The sequence below is a fragment of the Dolichospermum sp. LEGE 00246 genome, assembly GCF_015207865.1.
Taxonomy (GTDB): Bacteria; Cyanobacteriota; Cyanobacteriia; order Cyanobacteriales; family Nostocaceae; genus Dolichospermum; species Dolichospermum heterosporum.
On the sequence record NZ_JADEWA010000040.1, the window covers coordinates 1 to 21,119 of the forward strand.

General features: G+C 37.9%; 20 protein-coding genes and 2 pseudogenes. 8 read left to right on the forward strand and 14 right to left on the reverse strand.

Annotation, left to right across the window (positions count from 1 at the left end; genetic code table 11):
- The first annotated feature begins 92 nt into the window (after positions 1-92).
- From crcB to IQ228_RS04710, 7 genes and pseudogenes are all read left to right on the forward strand, one after another.
- Entirely contained in the window at positions 93-491 is a 399-nt protein-coding gene (gene crcB, locus IQ228_RS04680; RefSeq protein WP_193962282.1) for a fluoride efflux transporter CrcB, read from the forward strand.
- Positions 492-520: 29 nt separating this feature from the next.
- Positions 521-1,930 carry a Rieske 2Fe-2S domain-containing protein gene (locus tag IQ228_RS04685; protein ID WP_193962283.1) on the forward strand — a complete coding sequence of 470 codons (1,410 nt, stop codon included), beginning with the start codon at positions 521-523 and terminating at the stop codon, positions 1,928-1,930.
- Positions 1,931-2,050: 120 nt separating this feature from the next.
- Positions 2,051-3,427 carry a serine/threonine-protein kinase gene (locus tag IQ228_RS04690; protein ID WP_193962284.1) on the forward strand — a complete coding sequence of 459 codons (1,377 nt, stop codon included), beginning with the start codon at positions 2,051-2,053 and terminating at the stop codon, positions 3,425-3,427.
- 138 nt (positions 3,428-3,565) lie between these two features.
- Positions 3,566-4,351 carry a GUN4 domain-containing protein gene (locus IQ228_RS27335; protein ID WP_193962285.1) on the forward strand — a complete coding sequence of 262 codons (786 nt, stop codon included), beginning with the start codon at positions 3,566-3,568 and terminating at the stop codon, positions 4,349-4,351.
- 446 nt (positions 4,352-4,797) lie between these two features.
- Complete coding sequence (locus tag IQ228_RS04700; protein WP_027403150.1) at positions 4,798-5,163, forward strand: nucleotidyltransferase domain-containing protein; 366 nt, start codon at positions 4,798-4,800, stop codon at positions 5,161-5,163.
- Positions 5,164-5,232: 69 nt separating this feature from the next.
- Positions 5,233-5,496 (forward strand): HEPN domain-containing protein, encoded by a 264-nt coding sequence (locus IQ228_RS04705; RefSeq protein WP_053540818.1) that lies wholly within the window; start codon positions 5,233-5,235, stop codon positions 5,494-5,496.
- A gap of 252 nt (positions 5,497-5,748) precedes the next feature.
- Positions 5,749-5,922 (forward strand): annotated as a pseudogene (locus tag IQ228_RS04710) (DUF2283 domain-containing protein); the annotation flags it as partial.
- 247 nt (positions 5,923-6,169) lie between these two features.
- Here IQ228_RS04710 and IQ228_RS04715 read toward each other — a convergent pair.
- The 11 genes and pseudogenes from IQ228_RS04715 to thrS form a co-directional block, all read right to left on the reverse strand.
- Positions 6,170-6,508, reverse strand: coding sequence for an XRE family transcriptional regulator (locus IQ228_RS04715; RefSeq protein WP_039202282.1), 339 nt, complete (start codon positions 6,506-6,508; stop codon positions 6,170-6,172).
- A gap of 4 nt (positions 6,509-6,512) precedes the next feature.
- A pseudogene (locus tag IQ228_RS27340) lies at positions 6,513-6,746 on the reverse strand (type II toxin-antitoxin system RelE/ParE family toxin); the annotation flags it as partial.
- Between the two features lie 782 nt (positions 6,747-7,528).
- On the reverse strand, positions 7,529-8,116 hold the full coding sequence (locus IQ228_RS04725; protein ID WP_193962286.1) for a Uma2 family endonuclease: 588 nt from the start codon (positions 8,114-8,116) through the stop codon (positions 7,529-7,531).
- Positions 8,117-8,768: 652 nt separating this feature from the next.
- The gene (locus IQ228_RS04730; protein ID WP_193962287.1) at positions 8,769-9,560 is read right to left on the reverse strand and encodes an SDR family oxidoreductase; all 792 of its coding nucleotides are present in this window, start codon (positions 9,558-9,560) and stop codon (positions 8,769-8,771) included.
- Between the two features lie 777 nt (positions 9,561-10,337).
- Positions 10,338-11,084: a metallophosphatase gene (locus IQ228_RS04735; RefSeq protein ID WP_193962288.1), complete on the reverse strand. Its 747-nt coding sequence runs from the start codon at positions 11,082-11,084 to the stop codon at positions 10,338-10,340.
- Between the two features lie 240 nt (positions 11,085-11,324).
- Positions 11,325-12,134 (reverse strand): metallophosphoesterase, encoded by an 810-nt coding sequence (locus IQ228_RS04740; RefSeq protein ID WP_053540822.1) that lies wholly within the window; start codon positions 12,132-12,134, stop codon positions 11,325-11,327.
- Positions 12,131-12,904, reverse strand: a complete 774-nt coding sequence (locus IQ228_RS04745; protein WP_193962289.1) for a GTP-binding protein — start codon at positions 12,902-12,904, stop codon at positions 12,131-12,133. The genes IQ228_RS04740 and IQ228_RS04745 overlap by 4 nt, the downstream gene beginning before the upstream one ends.
- A gap of 12 nt (positions 12,905-12,916) precedes the next feature.
- A complete protein-coding gene (hisI, locus tag IQ228_RS04750; protein ID WP_193962290.1) occupies positions 12,917-13,252 on the reverse strand; it encodes a phosphoribosyl-AMP cyclohydrolase in 336 nt (111 codons plus the stop codon).
- A 103-nt stretch (positions 13,253-13,355) separates the two neighbouring features.
- Entirely contained in the window at positions 13,356-14,003 is a 648-nt protein-coding gene (gene folE, locus IQ228_RS04755; RefSeq protein WP_039202293.1) for a GTP cyclohydrolase I FolE, read from the reverse strand.
- 98 nt (positions 14,004-14,101) lie between these two features.
- The gene (locus tag IQ228_RS04760) at positions 14,102-15,124 is read right to left on the reverse strand and encodes a GTP-binding protein (RefSeq protein ID WP_193962291.1); all 1,023 of its coding nucleotides are present in this window, start codon (positions 15,122-15,124) and stop codon (positions 14,102-14,104) included.
- 72 nt (positions 15,125-15,196) lie between these two features.
- On the reverse strand, positions 15,197-17,026 hold the full coding sequence (thrS, locus tag IQ228_RS04765; protein ID WP_193962292.1) for a threonine--tRNA ligase: 1,830 nt from the start codon (positions 17,024-17,026) through the stop codon (positions 15,197-15,199).
- Positions 17,027-17,037: 11 nt separating this feature from the next.
- Here thrS and IQ228_RS04770 point away from each other — a divergent pair, with 11 nt between their 5' ends.
- The gene (locus IQ228_RS04770; protein ID WP_035082542.1) at positions 17,038-17,217 is read left to right on the forward strand and encodes a hypothetical protein; all 180 of its coding nucleotides are present in this window, start codon (positions 17,038-17,040) and stop codon (positions 17,215-17,217) included.
- 127 nt (positions 17,218-17,344) lie between these two features.
- On the opposite strand, the gene IQ228_RS04775 is transcribed toward IQ228_RS04770, so the two are convergent.
- The 3 genes from IQ228_RS04775 to IQ228_RS04785 form a co-directional block, all read right to left on the reverse strand.
- Positions 17,345-18,583: an FAD/NAD(P)-binding protein gene (locus tag IQ228_RS04775; protein ID WP_190382544.1), complete on the reverse strand. Its 1,239-nt coding sequence runs from the start codon at positions 18,581-18,583 to the stop codon at positions 17,345-17,347.
- Between the two features lie 33 nt (positions 18,584-18,616).
- The gene (hemB, locus tag IQ228_RS04780) at positions 18,617-19,627 is read right to left on the reverse strand and encodes a porphobilinogen synthase (protein ID WP_039202298.1); all 1,011 of its coding nucleotides are present in this window, start codon (positions 19,625-19,627) and stop codon (positions 18,617-18,619) included.
- A gap of 182 nt (positions 19,628-19,809) precedes the next feature.
- On the reverse strand, positions 19,810-20,982 hold the full coding sequence (locus IQ228_RS04785; protein WP_168465507.1) for an FAD-binding oxidoreductase: 1,173 nt from the start codon (positions 20,980-20,982) through the stop codon (positions 19,810-19,812).
- Positions 20,983-21,119: the final 137 nt, after the last annotated feature.

The following is a 21,119-nucleotide window of genomic DNA, read 5'->3' on the forward strand; positions in this document are numbered from 1 at the left end:
CCCCCAACCCCCTCCCCGCAAGCGAGGAGGGGGCTATGATGTATATAATTAAAGTACATAATAGTATGGGTTAATTCAAGAAAAGATTGATAATGTTACAACAGGCAGAAATTCGTGTTCCCATTGCTATTAGTTTAGGGGCAATAGCTGGGGCTTTAAGTCGCTATTATTTAACATTGTGGGTTACGAACCGCTTTGGTTTAAATTTTCCCTATGGAACTTTTTTTATTAATATTAGCGGTTGTTTAGCAATGGGGTTTTTCGCAACTTTAGCTATGGAAAAAACAGTGCTGATTTCCCCAGAAATTAAGTTAATTGTCGCTACAGGATTTTTAGGTGCATATACTACTTTTTCTACTTTTGGTTTAGATACAGTTGGCTTATTACAACGTGGTAATTGGTTAGCTGCTGCTGGTTATTTTTCAGGTAGTACAATCTTGGGAATTATCAGTGTGCAATTAGGGATGGTTCTTGCTAGAATGTTCAATTAAAAGTTATTGAAAATTAATCAATACAGAAAATGGTGCAAACACAATTTTTTATCAACGAGAATTCTTTAACAGAAATATTACCTGGAGGGAGTAATCCAGATGCTTTTGAATTAGCAGAAGCATGGTATCCAGTTCACTACCTTCAAGATTTAGACAAATCCAAACCCACACCTTTCACTCTTTTGGGTAAAGATATTGTGATTTGGTGGGATCAGAAAAACTTATCTTGGCAAGTATTTATAGATCAATGTCCTCACCGTCTTGCACCTCTTTCTGAAGGCAGAATTAATGAAGATGGATTGTTAGAATGTCCTTATCATGGTTGGTCATTTGCTGGAGATGGAAGTTGTCAAAAAATTCCCCAACAGGTTGCAGGTGCAAAAGCAGAAACCTCTCCCAGGGCTTGCGTACCATCTTTACCAACAACAGAAAGACAAGGATTATTATTTGTCTATGCTGGTAATTCAGAAAATGCTGCAAATACGAAAGTTCCTGTAATTGAACCCATAGAAGCAGTGCCGGAAGGATGGGTAATTATGAACACTTTTCGAGATGTTCCTTATGATGCTTTAACATTATTAGAAAATATCCTTGATCCTAGTCATATTGCCTTTACCCATCATCGTACAGTGGGAAATCGTGCCAATGCTGCACCTTTAGAATTAGAAATAGTTGAATCTGGGAAATATGGTTTTGCAGGGATTTGGAAACAAGGTTTAAAAGCGGGACAATCGGGAAAACTTTCCACAACATTTATTGCCCCTGGTTTGATGTGGCATGACATTAATGCTGAGAAAGGCAGAATTTTAACCGTTGTTTATGCTGTCCCCATTCGCAAAGGTGAATGTCGGATAATTGCCCGGTTTCCTTTTAAGTTCAAGTCTCAAATTCCAGGATTTTTTATTAAAATTCGCCCTCGTTGGTATGTCCATATTGGACAAAATGGCGTTTTGGAAGATGATCAAATTTTTCTCCATTATCAAGAACGTTATTTAGCGGATAAAGGTGGTAGTGCTAATTTTAATAAAGCCTTTTATCTGGCGACAAAAGCAGATACCTTTGTGGCTGAGTTACGTAAATGGGTAAATCAATTTCAGGGGGAAACATTTCCAGGGGAATCTTTACCACTACTTTTATTGAATAAGGAAGGATTGCTAGAAAGATATCATTCCCATACAGAAAAATGTGCTAGTTGTCGTCAGGCTTTAAAAAGAGTTCAACAGTTAAAATTCTGGTGTGGTGTTCTTACTATTCTGGCTTTAGCTAGTAGTCCTTTATTGGCTTTTTTGGGGGAGACAAAATCAATTTTATTAGTGATGGTGGAAACATTTGTTCCTCTGTTGTTCGGTGCAGGATGGTGGAAATTAAGTCAGTTGGAAAGGGAGTTTTATGAGGGGAGAATGATCCCCCCTCGTAATTTACCGGAGAAAAAAAGATAAATTGGTGGTTTCAAATTTCACTTAATAATATTGTCTGAGGTGTGGGGTATGTTTTTGAGGGTGGTGAGATGGTAAAATGAGTCACTATAAAAATAATTATCTTTATATATTCCTCAACCGATGATAATTTGGCATCCAGGGCAACCAATCAACAAAGATAGATTTATTATTCAAGGTAAACCCTTGGGTAGTGGTGGTTTTGGTATTACCTACAAAGCTTTAGAACCCAAGACGGGTAAATTATACGCCATTAAAACTCTCAATCAGCAAATGCAATTGGGAGATGACTTTGCGGACCAACAAGTTAAGTTTATTAACGAAGCTTTAAAAATAGCAAGTTTTGATCATAAACACATTGTCAAAGTCCATGAAGTTATCGAAGAAGTAAAAGTAATTGAGGAAGAGAAATTTAGATTGGTTGGCGTGGTGATGGAATATATTGATGGGGTAACTTTATTTAAGTATGTCGAAAATAAAGGACAACTTGCCGAAAGTGAAGCACTACTATATATAAATCAAATTAGTCAGGCTTTAGAATATATTCACGCCAAAGGAAGTTTACACCGCGACATTAAACCCGAAAATATTCTCTTACGCCAAAATGAACAAGAAGCCGTTTTAATTGATTTTGGTTCAACTCGCAGTATGGCTAAGACAAGCATGACTATCTCATTAACAGAAGGTTATGCACCTATTGAACAATATCGGGATAAAGGCAATTTTGGACCCCATACCGATGTTTACGCTTTGGCTGCAACTTTATATTATCTTCTCACTGCTGATGGACTTAAACGAGACTCAAAATCTACTCCAGCACCCGCATACAAACGTGAACAGATTAAAACTTTTGACTTTTTAGTAAAACCAAAAGTTTATAATCAAAGTCTTAGTCAGAGGGTGAATGATGCTATTTTGGAGGGTATGGAATTAGAACCGGAAAACCGGACTCAGACAGTATTGAAGTTTCGGGAAAATTTGGGTTTGGTTAATATTGAAAACGAGCAAGAAATACAATTAAAATCAGAAGTAGGAATCAACTACACCAAACTGCGTGACTTACTAGCAGCACGGAACTGGAAGCAAGCAGACTATGAAACCTATCTGGTAATGTTAAAGGCTGTAGGCCATGAAAAAGACGACTTGATTAGAGACAAAGAACTATTAAACTTTCCTTGTACTGATCTTCGCACAATTGACAAACTATGGGTAAAATATAGCAATGGTAAATTTGGCTTTAGTGTCCAAAAGGAAATTTACTTGAGCGTCGGTGGCATAGCTGACGGCAAGTATTACGAGGAAGCCTGGAAGAAATTCGCCGACAAGGTAGGATGGATGAGAGAAGCAGCTTTTATTGGAGTATTTTTATCCTACCCTGATACAGCACCCAAAGGACACTTACCTTATACTACTCTGTTCCCTATCCCACATTTCGGTTATGGAATTCCCTATTCGACTTTTTGGGGTCTCTTCTCTCGTATCGAGACTTGTAAACTGTAATATTAGTGAAAGGTTACAGAAAATTATTAAGTCAGAATCAGGATAACCAGGATTTGAGGATTTACAGGATGTTATTGATAAATTGATGGTTTGATTTGATGTCTTTTTTTATTTCAATTAGTAGGGTAATCTATACCAATGACAAATCATTCACAACAACCGGGAAAATACGATGCTGTACTGGGTGGTCAACATCAAACCTCAGAGTTTGCAGCAGTTTTAGGTGGGATTGAAGGGGTAAAATTAGGATTGAGTAATCCTAACCCCCAAGTGAGAATAGTGTCACTCAAACAGGCTTTGAATTATGGAGAAAGTGGGTTAGATTTAGTTATTCAGTCTTTAAATGATGACTGTGAAGATGTCCAAAATACTGCTTATGGTTTATTAACACTTCGTACAGAAGCAAAGGTAAAAGAAGCGTTAATAATATTCGATAATGCACAATTAAAATCAGATGTAGGAATGAACTACAGGAAACTGCGTGACTACCTCGCACAAGGGAAATGGAAGGAAGCAAACGACGAAACAAGACGGGTAATGTTAGCAGTTGCGAAACGGGAAAAGGTTGGTTGGTTAGATGAAAAAAGTATTGATAATTTTCCCTGTGCAGACCTCCGCACCATTGACCAATTGTGGGTAAAATACAGTGATGGTAAGTTTGGTTTTTCTGTCCAGAAACGAATTTATCAAAGTTTGGGTGGAACGAAAGAATATAATAGGGAAATATGGGATAAGTTCGTGGACAAGGTGGGATGGAGGGGACAGGGCGACTGGTTGTACTACAACTACTATTATATTACTTTGAGTACCTACCCGTTTTTGTCGATATTGTTTTGGAAAGGTTTTCGTCATGACGTGGGCAGCGAAGCGGAGTGGCGAATGGGCGGGAGATTTTTCTCTCGCGTCGAGACTTGTAAACTGTAACATTTAAGGGTTACAGAAAATTATTAAGTCAGAATCAGGATATCCAGGATTAAAGGATTTACAGGATTTTATTTTCTGATGAAAGCTTCCCCAATTCTGACATAATTAATTAGATGAACGAGAAAATTACTCCCTTCCCACACAAAGATAACTGATATTTTTTCTCTGTGTCCTCTGTGTCTCTGTGGTTCGTTTAAAAAAAATTAGTAATCTAACAGTAATATCAAGAATAATTGAACGCAGATAAACACAGATAAAGATGGACAATCAAAAATCAAAACATGAAACTTTCAAACAACATCCTGTAAATCCTAAAATTCTGGACATCCTGATTCTGACAAATTAAAATATTAGTACAGCACAAATAAAATCAACATCCCGTAAATCCTAAAATCCTGATTCTGACAAAAAATGCTATATCTCCAAGTAGAAAATATTACTAAACGATGAGACACCCAAAACTAGAAGAAATTATGCAGGAATTGTGTAATAACTTGCTTGAAACATACCAAGATCAACTAATTGCAGTGATTCTTTTTGGTTCTCAAGCGCGTGGTGATGCTACTCCTGATTCAGATTTTGATGTATTAGTTATACTGAAGGATTTAGTGCAAGCAACCAAAGAAATTGAAAAAATTGGCTTTTTTCTTAGTCCCCTTTGTTTAAAATATAGTGTAGTAATTTCTAACCTGTTTTACTCCCTCAGTCGTTTTGAAAAAGAACAAACAATGCTAATCCAAAATATCAAAAAAGAAGGTATTTATTTCTATGAACAAAGAACAAGAGTTTCTAGTGCAAAAAGCTCAATATAGTCTGCGTGCAGCTAAAATTTAGCTGGTGAAAATCTACCTGATTTTGCTGCTTCTCGTGCTTATTATGCCATGTTTTATATAGCTGAAGCATTCCTAGTAAGTGAAAATCTTAGTTTTAGCAAACACTCTGCTGTAATTAGTAAGTTTGGCGAACTTTTTGCCAGAACTAGTAAAATTGATCCCAAATTTCACCGTTATCTAATTGATGCAGAACAGATACGTTTAAAGGGAGATTATGATCGTTCTGAACGTTTAACTGCTGAAGATGCAAAACTACTGATTGAAAGAACCGAAGAGTTCCTAGAATTAGTAAACTATCTATCATCTTGCTAATTCAAATAAATCAATGGTTAAATAAATAATGGTAATCTAACAGTAATATCAAGAATAATTGTAGCTTGCTTCCCGAAGGGTACGCAGATAAACGCAGATAAACACAGATAAAAATGGACAATCAAAATTCAAAACACGAGATTTTCAAACAACATCCTGTAAATCCTAAAATCCTGGACATCCTGATTCAGACAAATGCAAAATTGAGAAATACTGGAGAGAATCATAAAAATCACCTAAGATGCAGAAGTTGATGTTTTAAGAATTATATTCAGCAATATACCAATTGAAGAAAGTGATGAAGAAAAACCAGGAATCATTTTAGATTATGACGACGCTGGAAATATTGTAGGAATTGAAATAATAGACGCTTCTAAACGTATATATAACCCATGTTTGTTTGAGTATTCTGTTAATAATTCGTAAGTTGAGTTGACATAAAAGCACCATTTGTATTAAATGAGAAGATTAACAACAGAAGTCGGGGATCTGAATTTTGTCAGAATCAGGATATCCAGGATTAAAGGATTTACAGGATGTTTGTTTGTGGTCAAAGATCCCCGACTTCTAAACATAATTAATTGCGTGAATGAAAAGATTAATCAAAGAAGTCGGGGATCTGAATCTCTCTACTTTTTTGAGCAATTTTATATTTTAAGACTTGACAAGACGATTATTCCGGTATGGAATCTTCATCTTCTAATTCTCCTAATGCGGAAATAATCACAGAAGGTCTATCAGGAAATTCTGCCACAAGTTTTAAATCTCCTCCCATTGCTTTTACATAACTACGTAATGTAGAGAGTAAAAGATCCGCCCGTTTTTCTAATCTAGAAACACTATCTTGACGGATTCCTAATAATTCTGCCATAGATTCTTGAGTTAATTTTCTGGCTTTTCTCATATCTTGAAGAGTCATATTTTCCAAAATCAGTTCTTGGGCGCGGGCTTCAATTTTTGCCCGCTGTTCCGGTGGTAATTGTGCCATGATATCACTTAATTTTGTCGCCATATTTTTATTCTCCTTTGTCTTTTAATTCCTGAAGATGGGAGTCAAATCTTTTATCTGCTTTTGTAATTAATTGTTTGTAAAATCTTTTTTCACTTGTTCCAGCTTTATTACCAGCTACAAGTAATATTGCTTTCTTTTTTGGATCAAAAGCAAAAGCTATTCGCCACACACCATCGTCCGCATAAAAACGCAGTTCTTTCATATTTTTATGTCGAGAACCTTTAAGTGTATCAGCATGAGGTCTACGTAGGAGTGGACCGGCGGATTCTAGTAATTTTGTGTGTGCAAGAAGTTCTTCGGGGTACTTCTGTTGTTAGTTCAGAAAATTCAGGTAGAAATTCGTCATGAAATAAAATTTCCCATGTCATGAATTTATTATGGCTTAGAATCCATATTTATTCAAGTATCAGATCAATCGCTTTCGTTGTATGTAGAACTTCATACCTCAAATCAGCAACGCCAAAATTATTAAGTCAGAATCAGGATATCCAGGATTTGAGGATTTACAGGATTTTATTTTCTGATAAAAGCTGCCCCAATTCTGAGATAATTAATTAGAGGAACGAGAAAATTACTCCCTTCCCACACAAAGATAACCGATATTTTTTCTCTGTGTCCTCTGTGTCTCTGTGGTATGGCTAACGCCACGCTCCGCGAACGTTTAAAAAAATTAGTAATCTAACAGTAATATCAAGAATAATTGTAGCTTGCTTCCCGAAGGGTACGCAGATAAACGCAGATGAACACAGATAAAGATGGACAATCAAAAATCGGCGTTGCTGAATCGAGGTATGAAATTTCCAAATTGAACCTTTAAAAATCTTACCTTTGCGTCTTTGCGCCTTTGCGTGAGACTAAAATTCATACCCTTAATCAGCAACGCCCAAAAATCAAAACATGATACTTTCAAACAACATCCTGTAAATCCTTAAATCCTGGATATCCTGATTCAGACAAATTAAAATATTAGTACACCACAAATCAAATCAAAATCCTGGACATCCTGATTCAGACAAATAATTAAGATTCTGTACTGGTAAAATCTACCTTGTCATAAATATCCGCAAGAGAAATTTGACAAGAAACAGAAGTTAAATTTAAAGTATCATTAATATCTTCATATTCTAAAAACATCCATTTTCTATTATCAGTTTTTACATATTGTTCAACGTGAATTGTGTATTGGTCAATTAAAATATATTCTTGAAAACTAGCAATAGTCCGATAAGCTGCAAACTTTTCATCTCTATCATAACCTTTGGTAGATTTTGATAACACTTCAGCAATCATAACCGGGTTAGTAATAGTGTCATTTCTTCCTTCTTCAAATACTAGGGGAGTTTGAACAATCATTACATCAGGATAAGTATGAATCCGTCGTTTAGGAATCCAAAGTCTTTGATCTGTAACAAAGACTTGATAGGGTTGACGTTTAAGAGCAAAATTTAGCACAGCGTAAAAGTTGCCAGTAATTTGGTTATGATTTGGTGTTCCGCCTGTCATTGGTATAATTAATCCATCAATATATTCGTGACGCAGTTCTGAATTTACCTCAAATTCTAGGTATTCTTCAGGTGAGTAGTAGTGTGTTTCTTGTGCAATAGTCATGATATTTAGATCCTTTTATTGCTTTACCATTGATGTTAGCTTACTCATATTTGATGTGTTATTAAATCTGCATCAACATCAAAAATTTCTTGTCTTACTGGCATATATTATTCTCCTTGGTTCTCATCATCATTTATAGGACTGATATTTGAATTTTGAAAAAATCCAAGTATTTGTAGGGTGTGGTTCGGCAAGTGTTACAGTGAGCCTGTCGAACTGCTCACCAACCACGTCAGATATGACAAATCTGTTTATTGATAGAATTTATGTAGTCTGACGCACCCTACGTATTGTTTCATAAATCAAATATTATTCCTATATGGGGTAATAAAGTTTAGTTAAGCCTAAAAATCAACATTATCAAATTTTTAGTTGGGTTGCGCTTTTGCTTAACCCAACCTACCATTTTTTAACTTTAGTTTAACGTGAGTTCGACGAAAATAATTCGACCCCTCTCCAAACCTCTCCCCGCAACGGGGAGAGGCTTAAGACTATGGTTTTATAATGTTAGAAACAAACTAATATGCCCCTCTCCGTGTCGGAGAGGGGTTGGGGTGAGGTTCATCGAATTCACGTTAGTTTACACAAAGACACAAAAAACAGTTTGTGCCTTTGCCTCTTTGCGCGAAACAAAACTTAACTAGATTGAACCTTATCCCGCAGCATCAGGTAATGGTTTTTTGGGTGTTGCTAGTTGCATGATGATTGCTAGTAACCAAGGGGCAAGACGTTGACATAATACGGCTAAGTGAGATTGCCAGCCAACTAGGATTTCTGCGGTATCGTTTTCTATGCCGATGACGAGCGCTTGAGCGACTTGTTCGGGTGTCATGGGAATTACTCCCCGAAATGATTGCAAGTCACGCACCATGTCTGTTTCGGTGAGGGAAGGGAGTAGGGCGATAACGCGAATATTGTGTTGGGCGAGTTCTTGACGTAAGGCTTGGGTAAATCCGACAATGGCAAATTTAGTGGCGGAATATGTGGCCATTGTTGGGGCGGCAACTTTCCCCATTAAACTGGAGACATTGACAATGATTCCCTTTTTTTGACTAACCATGCGTTTGGCTATCAAGCTGGTGAGGGTGTACATTCCCAACAAATTGACGGAGAGTTCTTCTTGCAGTTGGGGAAGTTTTGATTGCAGAAACGAGTTTTGATGTGCGACTCCGGCACAATTTACGAGGAGATGAATTGGTCCATAACTGCGCCAAAGTTGAGCTACGGCTATGTTAACGTTGATGGAGTGGGTTAAGTCCAAAGCCATGATTGTAGTTTCTACGCCTAAAGCTTCAATTTCTGCCGCTACTTCGGCTAACTTTTGGCGATCGCGTGCTACCAATATTAACCTTTTCATGCCTTGTTTGGCTAATTCTAGGGCGATCGCTTTACCAATGCCACGAGAAGCTCCGGTAATGAGTGCAACTTTTCCTTGAATCTTCATCGGGTTTCACCTCTAAATTCTTCATTCTTCGTCTTCCTGTTGCGTTCTTGGCAATCAATAGGTAAGACAATTAATGAACAGTACACAAAAATCAAATCTCCATGCAGTGACAAGATGGAAGCTACTTTTTCTGCTCATTTGCAATACCCCTTTATTGCTTATCGAAAGTAGAAATTCCTGGTTGTCAGCATGGGAATAATCAACATAAAAGACTTTTGGCAGGATGGATAAAGCTCATTGATTTCACCTCTTTTAAATAATCCGAGCATTCACCAGTGCTGTCGTACCCACACACACTAGCAACTAAATCAAGTTATTGCAATATTTTTTAATCAGAATTCCTGATCAGTCATTTTCGTAAGATATATATATGGCAGTCGTGATTGATATAAGTTTTTATGAATAGTCAGCAATTTATATCATGATCCCCTCACAATTCTGGGAATTTTGTGACCATGAATACATTTTTTTAAGTTATTCAAGACAATTAATCTGTTGCATTTCTAGGGGATTAATTATAATTTTTGGTGAAACAACACTAATTTATCTGTGGTCAAATATTATTATTTTGTGTAACTGCTGATAATATAGACAAATTTGCTAACGAATCCCCCAAAACAGCAGTTAAGTAAGTGGATGTAAAATAACCAAAATGTGTAACGATATGTAAATTCACCTCAATGCGTTATTGTGGTTGAGTTTTAGCCATTTCACAAAACGAAATATATTTTGATTCTCCCAAGCCCACCTACTTAAAATTACCTTGGTAACAGCTTATCAGGTTTTGCTCTGCGGGTGTATTTGAAAACCCTTACTCTGTCCATAAAATACAGTTTTAAACTTTACCTGATTTGTACCAGGATTGTAGAGAGTATAGGTTGCTTGTCCTGGTATCCGTCCCACATTTCCGACCCCAATCACTTGACGAGGGGTAACTGTGACTGTTTGTGGGGAAAATTGATGATCAAGAGTAATGATTTCACTGGTAATAGATCCTGCTTGTAACTGATACTGAAAAGTTAACCCAGAACGACCGCAAAATAGATTATTTGCTTGCATTCTTGACAATCTATCTAACATTTGAATAGGAGGAGTATCCGGGGTCAATTCATCATTTACCCCCATTGTCGAACCATGTATTAATAAACAATCTAATTCAAAGAAACCAAAATCGAGCGATCGCAACCATTGTACAGTCTGACGGGAAACACAATCCCACAACATCTGCACCGTATCACCCCCATATTTTGCCAGCAATTCCGGTGCGTCTCCAGTCGGACCCAAACCATGTAAAATCAAACACTGTTCTTCCCACCATCCCTTGCAAATCATTGGTTCTAATTCACCCCGACGAGGTGATTTCACCCTTGCCACTAGCTGTTCACATTCCCGTCGCGGTCCAACTAAATCACCGATGATATACAATGCCTCTAAATAACGATTTCTCGGCTTAATATCAGCTATCACAGCCTCATAAGCTGCTAAATTTCCTTCAATTCCGCTTAAAATTGCCCACATAATCAATTTTAGATTTTAGATTTTAGATTTTGGATTAGTTATTAGGACTTACGCATTGAGGAAGTTCACCAAATATGAAATGTGGATTTTATCTGTTGTAGGGTGCGTCAGACCCGATAATTTCACAAAAAACAGATTTTCTCTATCTGACGCACCTACTCAATCAGTTATTCCCAAAACTGAAAACGACGCAATTTCGTTTATTCATATGATGGCAGGTTTTACATTGCCTAAATCCTAGTTATTTTATCTAGTACAAACATGAGTTGGATCATCTGCGCGTTCAGCATACTCCAAACCATGCGCTAAACGCCAAGCAAAGATTTCTGGTAATCCCTTCTCTATAATTGCTGCACAGGTTTTTTGATAATCATAGGTCACTTCCCGCAAAGTCACCCCTTGAGTATCAGTTTCATAAATTACATAAGTTGCATTTGGTCGTCCATGTCGAGGTTCTCCAACAGAACCAACATTAACAATCTTCTTCAGCGCAGATGAAAAGCTAATTTTCCGTGATGCTGCTTGATTAGCAACTTGAACTTGTAACTCACCAGCATCAAGATTACGACTATAGGGAACATGAGTATGTCCACAAAACAGCACATCTGCACCTGTGGAAAGTACCCGTTCTAAGGCCACAAAAGCATCAAGTTCAGGTAACAAATATTCATGATTACTATGGGGACTACCATGAACAAAAGCTAAATTTTGCCACTGGAGACTATAGGGTAAACTGGCTAAAAATTCGCGGTTTTCTGGATGAATTTCCTTATTTGTCCATTCATGAGCTTGAAAACCTCTTTTTTCTGCTAATAATGAAGGATAACTACAATCGCAAGCATTCAATCCTTCCACAATATCTTCATCCCAACAACCAGCACAGGTAGGAATATCTAAAGAGCGAATTTGGTTAATTACCGCATTAGGATGGGGTCCATATCCTACCAAATCACCAACACAAAATATCTTCTCGGCTTTTTGTTGGTTAATATCTAATAATACAGCATTTAAGGCTTCATAATTACCATGAATACATGACATAACAGCTATTTTCATACTTGTTGACCTTCTAATAAAATTTGTTGTACTTGTTGTTGATATTGAAAAATTAAGGATTCCGATAAACAGCAATCCGATAATGTTGCTTTTAAAGCTGTTTTATCTAAATTCTTGCCTACTATTTCTATGCCACTAAACCGCTGAGGTCTACCTTGTAAATGTCGTGGTAAGTCTAATTCTAAAAAATCTATTTGGGGAACACCAGAGACAAAATCACAGTAAAGAGAAAGTCCATCATTAACATCGAAAATTGCCTTAGCACGGGTAACAATACCATAAGCACCGTGAGTTATTTCATACCAAAATTCATCTAAACTATTTTCATCAATAACTTGACCTGTAGTTGCTACCCGCCATAAATTTTCTCCAATTATCATGGGTGCAGGTGCGCCATATATAATTTCATTTGCCCAACTATCATATTCCGAATTTTTTAACTCCGGAGGAATAACTGCTATAGCGTGGTAAGTGCGATGATCTAATATTTTTGATACACTGTCTAATTCCAAATAAGCACCCAATTCCACATAAACACTATCTGCTGTGGGTATTTGATAAAGAAATTCAATTTCTTGACCATCACTAAAAATTCTCAACTCAGGAAATTCAGTAGCTATTTTAGTTTTATCAATAGGAACATTCCCAGTTCCTGGACAAAAATAAATGACTTTTTTAACAGATTGAACATCTCGAATTTGTTGACAAATCCAGGTAGTTTTGCCCGCACCGGATAATCCAGCAACAACAGTAATCATGGGTAAAGACATAATCAATATAAATTATAATTTACGAGAGAAAATTTCCACAGAATTAAAAAAACAACTTCTTGCTCCAGTATGACAGGCAATATCACCAACTTGCTCAATTTTGATGAGAATTGTATCACCATCACAATCATAAAAAAGCTCTTTTACCTTTTGAATATGTGTAGATGTTGCCCCCTTATGCCACAACTGAGAACGGGAACGACTCCAATAATGAACTTCACCTGTAGCCAGGGTTTTTTGAATTGATTCTGCATTCATCCAAGCCATCATTAGAACAGTACCATCAAGATAATCTTGAGCTATAGCCGGAATTAACCCCTGCTCATTAAATTTCAAATTTCCAATCATGATAACTTATCCCTTTTTATCTGCGTTTATCTGCGTTTATCTGCGTTCAAATATCAATATAATGTAGAGATAAAAAATCTCTTATCCCTACATCACACAAAGCCTATTTAAAATTAGCACTGTGGCGAATCAAATTCATAAATTCTTCACGAGTCCGTGCGTCTTCAGAAAACACCCCACGCATGGCGCTGGTAACAGTCCAAGAACCTGGTTTTTGGACTCCTCTCATCACCATACACATATGAGTTGCTTCAATTACCACTGCAACTCCTTGAGGCTTGAGTAAACCTTGCAGTGCATTAGCAATTTGTAAAGTCAGCCTTTCTTGCACTTGTAAACGTCGAGCATACATTTCACAAATGCGGGCAATTTTTGATAAACCTATCACCTTACCATTAGGAATATAAGCAACATGAGCGCGACCAATGATTGGTAATATGTGGTGTTCGCAGGAACTAAAAATATCAATATCCCTGACTAACACCATTTCATTTGCATCTTCTGTAAATACTGCTCCATTTAGCAATTCATCTACAGATTGATCATATCCATTGGTCAGAAATTTTAAGGCTTTAACAACTCTTTTAGGAGTATCCTTTAATCCCTCACGGTCTGGATTTTCTCCTAATCCAATCAGTAAAGTGCGTACAGCTTGCATCATCTCTGCTTCTGTTACGGTTGGTTGTTGCTGATGAGATAAAGATGAAATTACATCAGCAGCAGTTAGTTCTGGACGAATGGATAAAGTCATTATTTGAATTTAATAGAATGAGTTATGACGGAAGTTAATAGTTAAATATCTATGAATAACTACTAACTAAAAAAAGAGAATTTATCAACACTTTTAAATTATAACAAACATTTGTTAAGTTTTGTGTAAATCTCATTATTATCCAGTTTTCTGCCAACAAAAACTACCTGGTTTTTAGGTTGATTAGGCCATTCGTCAGCGTTCAATGTGTAACGAGGTCCACTCAGTTGGAAGATATGACGTAACTCACTATCACTAAACCATAAAATACCCTTAGCTCGAAATACATTGTCTGGCATTTCTTCGGTTAGGAAATTCTCAAATTTATGCACATCGAATGGTTTATAACTTTGGAAAGAAATGGAAACAAACCCATCATTGTCTAAATGATCAGAGTGATGATGATGATGCTCATGTTCATGATGATGTTCATGTTTATGAGTATCTTCGTCATCAATAGCAATGTACTTATCTTTTGGTGTTAAACCCACATCTAAAATTAGAGGTAAAGCAACTTCACCATATTGAGTATGTAAAATCTTCGCTCCATGCTTGATATCATGGATGAAATTTTCTACTTCTTGAATTTTCTCTGGGGTAACAAGGTCTGTTTTATTGAGGAGAATAATATCTCCATAGGTAATCTGTTTTAAAGCTGCTTCACTCTGAAAATGTTCTTCGTTAAAAGCTTCAGCATCTACTACTGTGAGAATTGAATCTATATTGGTTAGATCTCTGAGTTCTGTGCCAAAAAAAGTTAAGATAATCGGTAAGGGATCAGCTACACCTGTGGTTTCAATAACTAGATAATCAATCCGTTCTTCTCGTTCTAAAACTCGATAAACAGCATCAACTAAACCATCATTAATTGTACAACATATACAGCCATTACTAAGTTCTACCATATCTTGGTCTACAGAAATTAGTAATTGACTATCAATGTTGATATCGCCAAACTCATTAACGAGGACAGCGACTTTTAAATCTTGTTTGTTCTGAAGAATTTGATTTAAAAGTGTGGTTTTTCCACTTCCTAAAAATCCGGTAATAATAGTTACGGGCATTCCTTGTTTGGGAATTTCAGGAATGATGTTTGTTGTGTCGAGAGTGATGGTATTCATATCAAAATCTAGTGGTTTTATTTGTTGACTGTTTAAATCAGTGTTCTTAAAAGATTACTGACTTCTTTGATCTTAATGTTTTATCACTTGTAAATGATCTACAAGTTCACTTAAAGTCAAAACTCCTAAATCTCCAGCTTGTCTACTTCTAATACTCAAAGTTTTGCTTTCTACTTCTTTCTTACCAACAACAGCAACAACGGGAATTTTTTCTAATTGTGCTATGCGAATTTGTTTGCCTAAACGTTCACCACTGCTATCTACTTCTACCCTAAATCCGGCTTTTTTCAAGTCTGTTGCTACTGATTTTGCATATTCTCGAAAGTCATCACTTACAGGTAACAACCGCAATTGTACAGGTGCTAACCACAAGGGGAAATCCCCTGCATAGTTCTCAATTAAAATGCCAAAAAAGCGTTCCAAAGAACCAAAAATAGCCCGATGAATCATAATTGGTCTTTGCCGACTACCATCAGCAGCAATATATTCCATATCAAACCTTTCTGGCAAATTAAAATCTACCTGAATAGTTGAACATTGCCACAAACGACCAATAGCATCTTTTATTTTAATGTCTATCTTTGGTCCATAGAAAGCTCCACCACCTGCATCAACAACATAATTCCAGCCTTTAGTATTTAAAGCTTGTTCTAGTGCTGTTGTGGCTAATTCCCAAACATCATCAGTTCCGACTGATTTATCAGGACGGGTAGAAAGATTGACCTCATATTCTTTAAAACCAAAATCTGATAAAATCTGCTCAGTGAGATTTAAAACTCCTAATATCTCATCAGCAATTTGGTCAGGTAAACAGAAGATATGAGCATCATCTTGAGTAAATCCTCTGACTCGCATTAAACCATGTAATGCTCCAGATCGTTCATAACGATAAACAGTTCCTAATTCTGCCCATCTTAATGGTAATTCTCGGTAGGAATGAAGTTGATGTTTATAAGTTAGAACATGAAAAGGGCAATTCATGGGCTTAATTTGATAAGCCTGATTTTCCACATCTATCGAGTCAAACATACTTTCTTGATAAAAGTCAAAATGACCCGATGTTTTCCATAGGTTGAGATTGGCTATGTGAGGTGTATACAGTAATTGATAACCAGATTCTAGATGAGATTTGCGCCAATAATCTTCAATTATGTAGCGAATAATTGCGCCTTTGGGATGCCAAAATACTAAACCACCACCGGCTTCTTCTTGAATACTAAATAAGTTAAGTTCTTGACCTAACTTGCGATGATCTCGACGGAGGGCTTCTTCTCTTAGTTGGAGGTAATTTTCTAATTCTGCTTTTGTTTGCCAAGCTGTCCCGTAAATCCGTTGTAGCTGAGGTTTAGTTTCATCACCTTGCCAATAAGCACCAGCAACATTTAATAATTTAAAGGCATGAGGATCAATTTCACCAGTAAAGTTAATGTGAGGACCTGCACACAAATCCCACCAATAGTTATTCGCTGGTTGAATATCTGTGACAAACAATGAAGTTTCTGAATTACCAGTTTCGGGAGTACCAATGAAGTAGCGGGTGATAATTTCTGATTCGGGTATACGCTCTAAGATTTCTAGTTTGTAAGGTTCATTTAATTCGGCAATTTCGGCACGAATTTCGGCTCGTTCTACCTCTTCCCGGATAATAGGTAGGTTCACTTTGATTATCCGTTGCATTTCGATTTCAATTTTTTCTAAGTCATCAGGGGTGATGCTGACTGGACAATCAAAATCGTAGTAGAATCCAATTTCTGTGACGGGGCCAATTGCTACCTTAGTCCCTGGAAATAGTCTTTGTACCGCCATTGCCATGATATGGGCGCTGGTGTGCCGAATTCGTGTAAGTTTGTCGTCTTCGTGCAGGTTCAAGGTGTCTTGAGACTGGGTTATTGAACTGACCATATCAAACAAAAATGAGAATCGTTATCATAATAACGCAAAAAGGTGTGAATGTTACTAATTTTGGGGAAAATATTTTGAAGTCTAATTTATTACTTGCCTTGGTGACTAGAAGTCGCGGCTATACAGACAAAACCCACCTGCGTGGGTTTCAAACCTTTGATTTTTCATTAGTCCACGCAGGTGGTCACTGAGCTTGCCGATAGCGTAGTGTGGCGTTAGCTATAGTGTGGACTTGGTTTGTGTAGGAGCTTATCTCTGACGGAAGCCGGAGGCATCTTTAATAATCCCATAATTGCCGGAAACTTTTCAAACATCCTCTTAGCTGGCTTTGACTTCAGTGATACTATGAGAAAAAGATACACTGGGCTTAACGATCGCTGGGACAATTTTTTCACAAGCCATTCTTGCACCGGATAAATTTCTGGCGGTGGGTCCAACTTGTAAAGCTGCTAAACCACCCATGATAAATAATTCACAACTAGGCCAACGCAGATAGCTGTCTAAAACTGGCAAACCTTTAACAATTTGGATGGGATAAGCGGTTAAGATATCCTGCAATAATGGTTCAGTGGTGACATCGAATTTAGTACCTGTGGCTAACCAAATATAATCACACTCGAATATATTACCATCGCTACATTCTACCTGCCAATTATGACTTAACCATTCAGCTTTAACTATTTGACAGTTTTCATCAATTCTAATATTACCACGATGATGTTCTTTGCGTAATTGGGTGGCGATCGCTGGTGTCATAGAACCACCGTTTCTAGCTTGCTGGATCATCATCCACCGTTGTTCCCAATCTCCTTCAAAAAATCCTTTGAGATATTTTGGTCCTAACCAACCCGGTTCAGCATCAAATAGTTTTTCTGATAACTGTCTTCGGATCATCAAATTGACTTTTGCACCATGAGCGATCGCACCTACAGCCAAATGTCCACTTGTCAAACCACCACCAACAATTAAGACTCTTTGAGACTTTAACTGTAATTTACGTAAATCTACAGTTTGAGAATGGCAAAGTTTATGTTCTGGATAGGGTGAAGGAATCTGACTTACCCAATCAGGGATATGTATCTTACCACTACCAGTTGCCAACACAACTCGCCGGGCAGTTACCATTTGTCCATCTTCTAACCATAGCTGGAATTGAGGACGAAAATGATCAAATGACGGTTTAACACTACTTACAGCCAAAGGGATAACCTGCTCCTGCAACTGATAGGATGTAATCACATCCTCACAAAAATCTTCAAATAGGCGCGTTCCAGGTAAATCATAGGGGGGAAATAGTTCCTCAGACCGAGATTCAGAAAATTTCCTTAAAGCGAAGGGGTTGGGGTGGGGATGATGAACAGCAGGAGAGCGCAAATGAGGAATTTCCAAAGCCGCAAATTGCTGTTTCCAGTTACTTATCCATGTACCACTGGGATCAAACACTACAATTTTACCCTTCATTGTTTGCCGTTTTTGCAGCAAATGGGCAACTAAGGTAAGAGCATGAGGACCAGCACCAATAATTGCTAAGTCAATTTTTGCAGGAACTGTAGTCATAATAAATAATAGGGAGATAAGGACTGGCAACTATTACATCAACATCAGTGCCACTTCTTTAGCAAAATAAGTCAAGATTAAATCAGCACCAGCCCGCTTCATGCTGGTTAAAGTTTCTAAAATTACCTTTTTCTCATCAATCCAACCATGTTGAGCCGCAGCTTTAATCATTGCGTATTCGCCACTAACATTATAAGCGGCGACTGGTAAATTTGTCGCTGATTTCACTTGACATATTATGTCTAGATATGCTAAGGCTGGTTTCACCATAATGATATCTGCACCTTCCGCAATATCCAATTCAATTTCTTTTAAAGCTTCTTTGGCGTTAGCTGCGTCCATTTGATAGGTTTTTTTGTCGCCAAATTTGGGGGCTGAATCTAAAGCGTCCCGGAATGGTCCATAGTAGGCTGAGGCGTATTTTGCTGAGTATGCCAAAATCCCGACATTGATATAACCTTCAGCGTCTAAAGCTTGACGGATTGCGCCTATTCTACCATCCATCATATCCGAAGGAGCAACAAAATCCGCGCCGGCTTCTGCTTGGGAAAGTGCCATTTTTACTAACACTTCTATGGTTTGATCATTGAGAATTTTGCCATTTTCATCAACTAAACCATCATGTCCATGAGTTGTGAAGGGGTCTAGAGCAACATCAGTAATAATGATGATTTCTGGAACTGCGTTTTTAATGGCTTTGACGGTTTCCTGTACCAATCCCTCTGGGTTGTAGCTTTCTGTAGCTGTGTCGTCTTTTTGTTCTTCGGGAATAACTGGGAATAGTGCGATCGCATTAATACCCAATTGTGACACTGCGGCTATTTCTTCCAGGAGTAAATCTAAAGAATAACGATAACATCCTGGCATGGAAACAATTTCTATTTTTGTGCTTTCACCTTCCATGACAAACATCGGATAGATCAGATCATCTACAGTTAAAATCGTTTCCCGCACCATTTTTCGGAGGGTTGCAGTGCGACGGAGACGACGGGGACGTTGAGTCAGATGTAAGGCTTGATTGGTAGACGAGTTCTCAGACGACATAATAGCTCTGTAAAAATGATAATCATTATTATAGTCGTATTACATAAGTCCTAACAACAATACCTTCTCCATTTTTTGTAGGTTGGATTAAGCGACAGCGCAACCCAAGGTATTTGTTGGGTGAGCCTCCCGTCAGGGATACGTCCCTCAACCTCAATCCAACCTACAAATCAAGACTTTTTTCAATTGGAACGAGAATCTTGAGGTAAAATCATTTCCCGAATGGCTGTGGCTGTGGCTGGGGCGAGTAAAACCCCATTGCGGTAGTGTCCCGTAGCCAGGAGTATATTTGTAAAACCCGGTAGTTTATCAATTACTGGCGCTGGTCTGCCTTCGGGACGGGGGCGCAACCCTGACCAAGTGCGGAGAACCTTGGCTGCGGCTAACTCTGGGGCGAAGGCGATCGCCTGTTGTCTGACAATATCCAATAATTCCTGACTTGCAGATATTTGATTTTCATGATTGGGAAATTCTACGGTTGCTCCCACCCAATAATCACCATTTCCCATTGGTACAATATGCACATCATTACCAGTAATTACAGGTTGAAAATCGGGATTTCCTAAACTGCGTCCTAAGCTCAAATATAAAGCTTGTCCCAGCACTGGACGGATATTTACCATTTGATCTAATTGTGCAGTTAAGGCTGTTGAACCCAAACCCGCAGACATAATAAACCAATCAGCGGTAACTTTGCCCTCTGTAGTTTCAATAAAATTACATTTACGCGCTTCTCCCAATCCTTTTTTGATGTGTAAAGGTGTTGGGGGAGGAGGAGGAGGCGTTTCTGTGCCGGTCACAGACACACCAAACTTGAAATTTACGCCATTACGTTGGGCTGCATCTACTAAAGCTAAAGTTAAAGCTGTGGCATTTAGTTGTAAGTCTTGGGGAGAATAGACAGCACCAATAATTTGCGGATGACTGATTTGGGGACAATATTTTTGCAGTTGTTCTTGATCCCAAACTTGTAATTCCCAACCTTGGGATTGGCGAATTTCTCGCAGTTGTTCCCATTCGGAAAGGACTTCAACGCCACTTTCCAAGGGACGCTCTAAGTTTTCTGATAATAGCATCACGATTCCTTGCCGATTACAAGGGATTTTCCGCCCTGTAATTCCTTCCAATTCAGGAATCAATGTTCCATAGCGTTGGATGCTACTTTGTCGCATTCGCCAAGCAATACCCTTGGTTTTACTGCTAATTATGCCCATTAAAACACCGAGAGCAGCGCTGGTAGAACCTTGTGCGGGTTGTTTTTGCTCGAAAACGGTGATGTTTAAACCTTTAACTTGGCTGAGTTCATAGGCGATCGCCGCCCCAACCACGCCACAGCCGATAATTACTACATTCATGGTTTTTGCGCTTGAGTTAGGGGTGAAGCATGAAAAGTCTTCCTCTCCACCCTATCACTCCATTACCCTAGCATTTTGTGATTCAAGACTCGAAAGGAGGCAGAGGGGCAGGGGGCAGGGGCTGTCTCTTATACACA

Excerpts from the sequence above, each read along its gene's own strand:
- crcB (WP_193962282.1), top strand. The coding sequence starts at position 93 with ATGTTACAACAGGCAGAAATTCGTGTTCCCATTGCTATTAGTTTAGGG.
- IQ228_RS04685 (WP_193962283.1), top strand. The coding sequence starts at position 521 with ATGGTGCAAACACAATTTTTTATCAACGAGAATTCTTTAACAGAAATA.
- IQ228_RS04690 (WP_193962284.1), top strand. The coding sequence starts at position 2,051 with ATGATAATTTGGCATCCAGGGCAACCAATCAACAAAGATAGATTTATT.
- IQ228_RS27335 (WP_193962285.1), top strand. The coding sequence starts at position 3,566 with ATGACAAATCATTCACAACAACCGGGAAAATACGATGCTGTACTGGGT.
- IQ228_RS04700 (WP_027403150.1), top strand. The coding sequence starts at position 4,798 with ATGAGACACCCAAAACTAGAAGAAATTATGCAGGAATTGTGTAATAAC.
- IQ228_RS04705 (WP_053540818.1), top strand. The coding sequence starts at position 5,233 with ATGTTTTATATAGCTGAAGCATTCCTAGTAAGTGAAAATCTTAGTTTT.
- IQ228_RS04715 (WP_039202282.1), bottom strand. The coding sequence starts at position 6,508 with ATGGCGACAAAATTAAGTGATATCATGGCACAATTACCACCGGAACAG.
- IQ228_RS04725 (WP_193962286.1), bottom strand. The coding sequence starts at position 8,116 with ATGACTATTGCACAAGAAACACACTACTACTCACCTGAAGAATACCTA.
- IQ228_RS04730 (WP_193962287.1), bottom strand. The coding sequence starts at position 9,560 with ATGAAGATTCAAGGAAAAGTTGCACTCATTACCGGAGCTTCTCGTGGC.
- IQ228_RS04740 (WP_053540822.1), bottom strand. The coding sequence starts at position 12,134 with ATGAAAATAGCTGTTATGTCATGTATTCATGGTAATTATGAAGCCTTA.
- IQ228_RS04745 (WP_193962289.1), bottom strand. The coding sequence starts at position 12,904 with ATGTCTTTACCCATGATTACTGTTGTTGCTGGATTATCCGGTGCGGGC.
- hisI (WP_193962290.1), bottom strand. The coding sequence starts at position 13,252 with ATGATTGGAAATTTGAAATTTAATGAGCAGGGGTTAATTCCGGCTATA.
- folE (WP_039202293.1), bottom strand. The coding sequence starts at position 14,003 with ATGACTTTATCCATTCGTCCAGAACTAACTGCTGCTGATGTAATTTCA.
- IQ228_RS04760 (WP_193962291.1), bottom strand. The coding sequence starts at position 15,124 with ATGAATACCATCACTCTCGACACAACAAACATCATTCCTGAAATTCCC.
- thrS (WP_193962292.1), bottom strand. The coding sequence starts at position 17,026 with ATGGTCAGTTCAATAACCCAGTCTCAAGACACCTTGAACCTGCACGAA.
- IQ228_RS04770 (WP_035082542.1), top strand. The coding sequence starts at position 17,038 with ATGAGAATCGTTATCATAATAACGCAAAAAGGTGTGAATGTTACTAAT.
- IQ228_RS04775 (WP_190382544.1), bottom strand. The coding sequence starts at position 18,583 with ATGACTACAGTTCCTGCAAAAATTGACTTAGCAATTATTGGTGCTGGT.
- hemB (WP_039202298.1), bottom strand. The coding sequence starts at position 19,627 with ATGTCGTCTGAGAACTCGTCTACCAATCAAGCCTTACATCTGACTCAA.
- IQ228_RS04785 (WP_168465507.1), bottom strand. The coding sequence starts at position 20,982 with ATGAATGTAGTAATTATCGGCTGTGGCGTGGTTGGGGCGGCGATCGCC.